At 63.7% G+C, this 7,187-nt stretch carries 11 protein-coding genes; 7 read left to right on the top strand and 4 right to left on the bottom strand.

The annotated features are described in order from the left end of the window. Positions 1-135 precede the first annotated feature (135 nt). The 4 genes from rplI to SMA01S_RS20160 all read right to left on the bottom strand — a co-directional run bounded on the left by rplI (position 136) and on the right by SMA01S_RS20160 (position 1,959). Complete coding sequence (rplI, locus tag SMA01S_RS20175; protein WP_066826699.1) at positions 136-750, bottom strand: 50S ribosomal protein L9; 615 nt, start codon at positions 748-750, stop codon at positions 136-138. A 12-nt stretch (positions 751-762) separates the two neighbouring features. Continuing rightward, positions 763-987, bottom strand: a complete 225-nt coding sequence (gene rpsR / locus SMA01S_RS20170) for a 30S ribosomal protein S18 (protein WP_066583513.1) — start codon at positions 985-987, stop codon at positions 763-765. Between the two features lie 12 nt (positions 988-999). Continuing rightward, positions 1,000-1,398 (bottom strand): 30S ribosomal protein S6, encoded by a 399-nt coding sequence (rpsF, locus tag SMA01S_RS20165; RefSeq protein WP_066826697.1) that lies wholly within the window; start codon positions 1,396-1,398, stop codon positions 1,000-1,002. 192 nt (positions 1,399-1,590) lie between these two features. Beyond that, positions 1,591-1,959: an RcnB family protein gene (locus tag SMA01S_RS20160; protein WP_066826713.1), complete on the bottom strand. Its 369-nt coding sequence runs from the start codon at positions 1,957-1,959 to the stop codon at positions 1,591-1,593. Between the two features lie 259 nt (positions 1,960-2,218). On the opposite strand from SMA01S_RS20160, the gene fabD reads away from it, so the two are divergent. The 7 genes from fabD to fabF all read left to right on the top strand — a co-directional run bounded on the left by fabD (position 2,219) and on the right by fabF (position 7,182). Continuing rightward, positions 2,219-3,154: an ACP S-malonyltransferase gene (gene fabD, locus SMA01S_RS20155; RefSeq protein ID WP_066826711.1), complete on the top strand. Its 936-nt coding sequence runs from the start codon at positions 2,219-2,221 to the stop codon at positions 3,152-3,154. A gap of 28 nt (positions 3,155-3,182) precedes the next feature. Continuing rightward, on the top strand, positions 3,183-3,578 hold the full coding sequence (locus SMA01S_RS20150) for a GxxExxY protein (RefSeq protein WP_066826695.1): 396 nt from the start codon (positions 3,183-3,185) through the stop codon (positions 3,576-3,578). A 45-nt stretch (positions 3,579-3,623) separates the two neighbouring features. Next, positions 3,624-4,364, top strand: coding sequence for a 3-oxoacyl-[acyl-carrier-protein] reductase (gene fabG / locus SMA01S_RS20145; protein WP_066826709.1), 741 nt, complete (start codon positions 3,624-3,626; stop codon positions 4,362-4,364). Continuing rightward, the gene (locus SMA01S_RS20140; protein ID WP_066826693.1) at positions 4,361-4,876 is read left to right on the top strand and encodes a hypothetical protein; all 516 of its coding nucleotides are present in this window, start codon (positions 4,361-4,363) and stop codon (positions 4,874-4,876) included. Before fabG ends, SMA01S_RS20140 begins: the two co-directional genes overlap by 4 nt. A gap of 34 nt (positions 4,877-4,910) precedes the next feature. Then, the gene (locus SMA01S_RS20135) at positions 4,911-5,480 is read left to right on the top strand and encodes a hypothetical protein (protein WP_066826691.1); all 570 of its coding nucleotides are present in this window, start codon (positions 4,911-4,913) and stop codon (positions 5,478-5,480) included. A gap of 89 nt (positions 5,481-5,569) precedes the next feature. Continuing rightward, complete coding sequence (locus tag SMA01S_RS20130; RefSeq protein WP_066583498.1) at positions 5,570-5,806, top strand: acyl carrier protein; 237 nt, start codon at positions 5,570-5,572, stop codon at positions 5,804-5,806. Positions 5,807-5,922: 116 nt separating this feature from the next. Beyond that, positions 5,923-7,182: a beta-ketoacyl-ACP synthase II gene (gene fabF / locus SMA01S_RS20125; protein ID WP_066826689.1), complete on the top strand. Its 1,260-nt coding sequence runs from the start codon at positions 5,923-5,925 to the stop codon at positions 7,180-7,182. Positions 7,183-7,187 lie beyond the last annotated feature (5 nt).

The raw sequence follows: 7,187 nt of genomic DNA, 5'->3' as shown, positions 1-7,187 counted from the left end.
CCTGCGTTTCGACGTACTGAACCCCCCCCCCCCGGTACGTCGCTAGCCGACCCTGATCCCCCCGAAGGGTCGCAAAGAAAAGGGCCGCCCGGGATTTCCCGGACGGCCCTTTTTCTGTGTCTGAAGTCTAAAGTGTCAGGCTTCCGAGGCTTCTTCGGCGGCCGGAGCGGCTTCAGGCTGAGCCTCGGCGGTCGCGCCCGGCTCGGCGTTGGGATCGTAATCCTCGGTGAAGCCGGTGACCTCGCGGCCTTCCTCGAACATCTGTGCCATGACGTCGACGCCCTTCGACTGCATCTCAGCCTCTTCGGGCGAGCGGGCGACGTTGACCTTGACGGTCACCGCGACCTCGGGGTGCAGCTGGACCTTCACGTCATACACGCCGATCGCCTTGATCGGCTTGGCGAGCACGATCGCCGACTTGGCGACCTTGTGGCCATCGGCCTCGAGCGCCTCGACCAGATCGCGGACCGCGACCGATCCGTAGAGCTGACCGGTGTTCGACGACTGACGGATCAGGGTGATCGCCACGCCGTCGAAATTCTTGGCTTCCTTCTCGGCATCGGTGCGGCGCGACGCATTGTCGGCCTCGATGCGAGCGCGGTTGGCCTCGAACACCTTGCGGTTGGCTTCGTTGGCGCGCAGCGCCTTCTTGTTCGGCAGAAGGTAGTTACGGGCAAAACCGTCCTTGACCTTCACGACATCGCCGATGGCGCCGAGCTTCTCGACGCGCTCCAGCAAAATAACGTCCATTGCGGGCGCTCCTTACTTAACGAGGTAGGGCAGCAGGCCCAGGTGACGGGCGCGCTTGATGGCCTGGGCCAGCTCGCGCTGCTTCTTCGCGCTCACCGAAGTGATGCGCGAGGGAACGATCTTGCCACGCTCGGAGACGAAGCCCTGCAGCAGGCGGACGTCCTTATAGTCGATCCGGGGGGCATCCTTCGCGGAGAAGGGGCAGCTCTTGCGGCGGCGGAAAAAGGGTCGTGCCATGGTCGTTGCTCCTTATTCGCCGTCGAAACCGCCGCGGGGACCGCGGTCGTTGCGATCGCCGCGCTCGCTGCGACGCTCGCGATCACGCTCATTCTTGCGCATCATCACCGACGGGCCGGTCTCGTGCTCGTCGACCTTGACGGTCATGTAGCGGATCACGTCTTCGTTGATCTGGGTCTGGCGCTCCAGCTCGGCGACGACCGAACCCGGTGCGTCGATCTCGAGCATCACGTAATGCGCCTTGCGGTTCTTCGCGATGCGATAGGCCAGGCTGCGCAGGCCCCAGGTCTCGGTCTTGACGACCTTGCCCTGATTGTCCTCGATAATCTTGGTGGCGGCTTCCGCCAGTGCGTCCACTTGCGCTTGTGCCAGATCCTGGCGCGCAAGGAACACGTGCTCGTAAAGAGCCATGTCTTACCTCTATCTTGGCCGATCGCTGACGCCGCACCATGCGGTCGCCCCTCCGGCTATCGTCTTCAAAACAACCGGGGCGGAGAGAACGCGTCCCTCCACCCCGATGGCGGCTCCCATACAGGTTTCGGGACGGAAAGCAAGGTTAGGGAACGAAAAGCCCTCTCCCGCAAGCGGGAGAGGGGTTTTACATCAGTTGAACGCGCCGCCGATGACCGCGCCGATCAGTCCGCCGGTGATCGCGACGAGCACCGCGTCGTTGCCCGAACGCACCCAGTGATAGCCGCGTGGCGGCGCATAGAGGCGGCGGCCGCGATATTGCTGCCAATTATTCACCACGCGATAATTCTGCGCATAGCGATGATCGAAGCGCTGACCCTTGTTCCACTTGCGCCATTGCGGACGCGCGGGGGTCACCACACGCTTGGTCACTACGGTACGCCCATGAGGGCCGGTCTGGACCCGGGTGACTTCGTGGCGCTGCGGCTCGGCAGACGCAGGAGCGATGGCAAACGGGCTCGCCAGCAAAGATGCGGCGGCGGCGATGATCAGTTTCTTCATTGTAGCCTCCAGTCGGTCGACGTCGTGAACGGCGTCGAGATCCAATCTGGGAAGCGCATGTCGTTGAGATGTCGCGACAGGCGGGAGATTGTGTATCATAATGTCGCAAGCGCGGGGCGGCGATCAATGCCCGTTCGGAAGCAGGTCCGCGGGAAGCCGGGAGCCCGTCTCGACCCTGTTCACGAGACGATGGAGGTCGACCGAACTTGCGCAATGAGCGCCGCGTTCCTAGTGGCGCAGCCTCAATCGGGAGAGGATGATGCGCGCTTTCATATTTCCGGGGCAGGGCAGCCAAGCGGTCGGCATGGGTAAGGCGCTCGCCGACGCCAGCCTCGCCGCGCGCGAGGTTTTTCAGGAAGTCGACGAGGCGCTCGGCAAGCATCTGTCGGCGCTGATGTTCGAAGGACCTGCCGACGAACTGACGCTGACTGCGAACGCCCAGCCCGCGATCATGGCGAATGCCATCGCGACATTGCGCGTGCTGGAGAAGGAAGGCGGGCTGAAGCTGGCCGACAAGGCGGATTACGTCGCGGGGCACAGCCTGGGCGAATATACCGCCCTTTGCGCAGCCGGCGCGCTCGATCTCGCCACCACGGCATTGTTGTTGCGCCACCGCGGCGAGGCGATGCAGGCAGCCGTACCGGTCGGCATGGGCGCGATGGCGGCGTTGCTCGGCGCCGACCTCGCCATCGCGCAAAAGATCGCCGACGCGGCGGCGCAGGGCGAAGTCTGCACCGTCGCCAACGATAACGATCCGTCGCAGGTGGTCATTTCCGGAGCTAAGGCCGCCATCGACCGCGCGATCGAGATCGCCAAGGACTATGGCGCCAAGCGCGCGATCGCGCTGCCGGTGTCGGCGCCGTTCCACTGCCCGCTGATGCAGCCTGCCGCCGACGCGATGGACAAGGCGCTGGCCGAAGCGCGGATCGACACGCCGCTGGTCGCCGTCTTCGCCAACGTCACCGCTCAGCCGGTCAGCGACGTCGACACGATCCGCAAGCTGCTGGTCGAACAGGTCACCGGCATGGTGCGCTGGCGCGAATCGGTGATCAACATGGTCGACACCGGCGTCGAGCGTTTCGTCGAATTCGGCGGCAAGGTACTCAGCCCAATGGTCAAGCGCATCGTTCCCGATGTCGACGCGTCGAGCGTGATCTCGATGGAGGATATCGAGGCGCTGGCGAAATCTCTTTGATTCACGCGAAGGCGCGGAGGCGCGAAGATTGCAGGACCTAGAGGCTCTGGCGTCCGCCGTCATTGACGACGCATTGCGAATGCACCGGGAGTTGGGACCGGGCCTGCTTGAAAGCGTCTATGAGATGATTCTCGCCGGGAAGTTGGCGCAGCGTGGTATCGAGGTCGCCCGCCAAGTTCCCGTTTCGATCGACTATGACGGGCTGCATTTCGAAGGGGCGTTTCGTATCGATCTGTTGGTCGGTGGGCGGCTTTTGGTGGAAATCAAATCGGTTGAGCGCCTCAACGGGGCTCATGGAAAGCAGTTGCTGACGTATCTAAGACTCACCAAGCAGCCCCTTGGGCTGCTGATCAATTTCGGCGGCGAGACGCTCAAGGAGGGACTCCGTCGGGTGGTCAATGACTACAAACCCTTTGCGCCTTAGCGCCTTTGCGTGAATCTGAATTAATCAAAATCCGGAGATAAGATGATGTTCGACCTCACAGGCATGACCGCATTGGTCACCGGCGCATCCGGCGGGATCGGCTCGGCGATCGCGCGGGCTCTGGCGGGGCAGGGGGCTCGGCTCGCGGTGTCGGGATCGAATGCCGACAAGCTGGAGGCGTTCCGGGCGTCGCTCGGCGGCGATCATGTCGCGTTGCAATGCGACCTGTCGGATGGTGCCGCGGTCGACGCCTTGGTCCCCCAGGCGGTCGAGGCGCTGGGTGGCAAGCTCGATATCCTGGTCAACAATGCCGGCGTCACGCGCGATAACCTCGCCATGCGGATGAAGGACGAAGAGTGGGAACAGGTCATCAAGGTCAACCTTGAAGCCGCGTTCCGCCTCGTCCGCGCCGCCGCCAGGCCAATGATGAAGGCGCGCTACGGTCGCGTCATCTCGATCACCTCGGTGGTCGGCGCCACCGGCAATCCCGGCCAGGCCAATTACGCCGCGTCCAAGGCCGGACTGGTCGGCATGTCCAAGGCGCTGGCGCAGGAGCTCGCCAGCCGCAGCATCACGGTTAATTGCGTTGCGCCGGGCTTCATCCGCTCGGCGATGACCGACGTGCTGCCCGAGGCGCAGAAGGCGGCGTTGCTCGGGCGCATCCCGGCCGGCGATCTCGGTACCGGCGAGGATATCGGCGCCGCGGTGGTCTATCTGGCGTCTAAGGAAGCCGGTTACGTCACCGGCCAGACGATCCACGTCAATGGCGGGATGGCGATGCTATGAGGATTCTCCTGATCGCCGCGGCTCTGCTCGCGCCCGGCACCGCGTGGGCGGCATCTGGCGATATCGGCTGTATCGAAGCGAAACTCGGCCCGACCGCGATGCAACGGATCGGCAACGGTGTCGTCGCCGCGGCCGATAAGGGAGAGAATCCCGCGGCCGCCCTGGATGTCGACCGTGATGCGCTGCTCGCCGCGCGCCAGGCCTGCCGCGCCTCCTCCAGTTGGTCGCCAGCCGCGGTTCAGGTCGCCGTTTCCTATACGCAAGGCAGGGCCACGAAACTGGGCGCCGAAACAGCGCTCAGGGGTGACGGGCTCGACGCCGCCAAGCTCGCTGCGGCCTATGCCGCCTTGCCGACCCAGGACCGCAAGAGTCTGATTGAAAAGGCATCTCCGGGCGCACTGGCGGGCGTAACCGCGGCAACGAATAGCGCACGCGCGCGGCGGCACGTTCTCTTATTCTATTCGGCGCTTGCGGCGATCGAGTTTTATCCGGCGGAGTTTGCGGGCCTTTGATCGGTTTGACGTGGGCGGAGGCGATGGAGCGGCGATGTTGATTTTTCTTGCACTAGCGTTTCAGGCTGCGAGCCCCGCCGCGGTCAGCACCGAGATCAACTGCCCTGATACAGAGTACGGACTGGAGCCCGAAAAACTGTCGGCGCTCGGCGACGAATCAAGCAGCCAAGCCGACAAGGATTTGGCGCAGGCGGCGGCGAGAGACGCGCTGGTGAAGTGCGCGGCCAGCCATAAATGGTCGGCAAATCGAACCGCCGCGGCGGTCATGCATGTCATCACAGAGGTCCAAGTCCTCAGCGGCAGAAAGAAATATGCTTCTCTAGGGTCGCGAGCCATCGCGTACGATAAGCTATACGGATACTTTCAGACGCTGAGCTTTGAAGAGCGTGTCGCAATGGTGAAGGAAGATTCCGCGGCCGCCGACAAGCTGAGGGCCTTTTTGGCAAAAAGCGGGTTCCGGTTCGACGGCAATGGCACAGAGGACGATGGTGTGATGACCGGTACCACGGGAGACGTGTTCGCCGGCTGGATCATGCGTGATGAAGCTGAGGCTGCGTTCGCCGAGGATCGCCCAATGCGGGGGCTGGACCTCGGCGAGCGGTAGAGCCTCTTGCGCGGGCACCCCTCGCGTTCTACGTGCGTTCAGGAAACTCCCCGGGGTGGACTCCGGAAACAATAGAGGGAAGCTGACGAATGAGCGATACTGCCGACCGGGTGAAGAAGATCGTGGTCGAGCACCTGGGTGTCGAAGCCGGTTCGGTGACGCCTGAGGCTAGCTTCATCGACGATCTCGGTGCCGACAGCCTCGACATCGTCGAGCTGGTCATGGCGTTCGAGGAAGAGTTCGGGGTCGAAATCCCGGACGATGCCGCCGAGAAGATCACGACTGTCAACGACGCGATCACCTATATCGACGCACATCAGGGCTGAGCCCTCTTTCCGTGGCTGACGGCCGCGGGCGTATAGAGTAACGAGCGGCTCCCCGTCCCAGGGTTACCCAGGGCGGGGGGCCGTTTCGCTGTAAGAGACTTGGATTGGAGAAGACCATGCGGCGCGTAGTCGTGACCGGCCTGGGCCTGGTGACCCCCCTGGGGGCGGACGTCGAAACGGCCTGGAAGAACATCATCGCGGCCAAATCGGGCGCGGGGACGATCACCAAGTTCGATGCGACCGACTTCCACAGCAATTATGCTTGTGAAGTGAAACCGGCCGACCACGAATATGGTTTCGATCCGGATAAGCGCGTCGACCACAAGGTCCAGCGCCAGGTCGATCCGTTCATCGTCTATGGCATCGATGCCGCCGGCCAGGCGCTCGAAGATGCCGGCCTGACCGAGATGAGCGAGGAAGAACGCTTTCGCGCCGGCTGTTCGATCGGATCGGGCATCGGTGGCCTGCCGGGCATCGAAAGCGAATCGCTGGTGCTCGCCGCAAAGGGGCCCAAGCGCGTCTCGCCGCATTTCGTCCACGGACGCCTGATCAACCTGATCACCGGTCAGGTGCAGATCAAATACGGGCTGATGGGCCCCAACCATGCCGTCGTGACCGCGTGTTCGACCGGCGCGCATTCGATCGGCGACGCCGCGCGGATGATCGCGATGGACGATGCCGACGTGATGCTCGCGGGCGGCTCGGAAGGGGCGATCTGCCCGATCGGCATCGCCGGCTTCGGCCAGGCGCGCGCGCTGTCGACCGGATTCCGCGACGAACCGTGGCGTGCCAGCCGCCCGTACGACAAGGACCGCGACGGTTTCGTGATGGGCGAGGGTGCCGGTGTCGTGTGTCTCGAGGAATATGAGCACGCCAAGAAGCGCGGCGCCAAAATCTATGCCGAAGTGATCGGCTATGGCCTGTCGGGCGACGCCTACCACGTCACCGCGCCGCACCCAGAGGGATCGGGCGCGTTCCGGTCGATGGAAATGGCGATGCGCAAGTCGGGCCTCGACCTGAGCGATATCGATTATATCAACGCCCACGGTACCTCGACCCCGCTTGGTGACGAGCTCGAGCTCAACGCCGTGCGTCGCCTGTTCGGCAACAATATCGCCAATCTGTCGATGTCGTCGACCAAGTCGGCGATCGGCCATCTGCTGGGCGGCGCGGGTGCGGTCGAATCGATCTTCTGCATCCTCGCGCTGCGCGACCAGATCGTGCCGCCGACGCTCAACCTCGACAATCCGAGCGACAATTGCGCGGGCGTCGACCTCGTCCCGCACGTCGCCAAGGAGCGCAAGGTCAAGGCGGTGCTCAATAACTCCTTCGGCTTCGGCGGCACCAACGCCAGCCTGGTGATGAAGGCGGTCTGACCCCG

The organism is Sphingomonas mali NBRC 15500, assembly GCF_001598415.1.
Classification (GTDB): domain Bacteria; phylum Pseudomonadota; class Alphaproteobacteria; order Sphingomonadales; family Sphingomonadaceae; genus Sphingomonas; species Sphingomonas mali.
The sequence above is the reverse complement of the archived record's forward strand: the minus strand, read 5'-3'. Positions and strand labels throughout refer to the sequence as shown.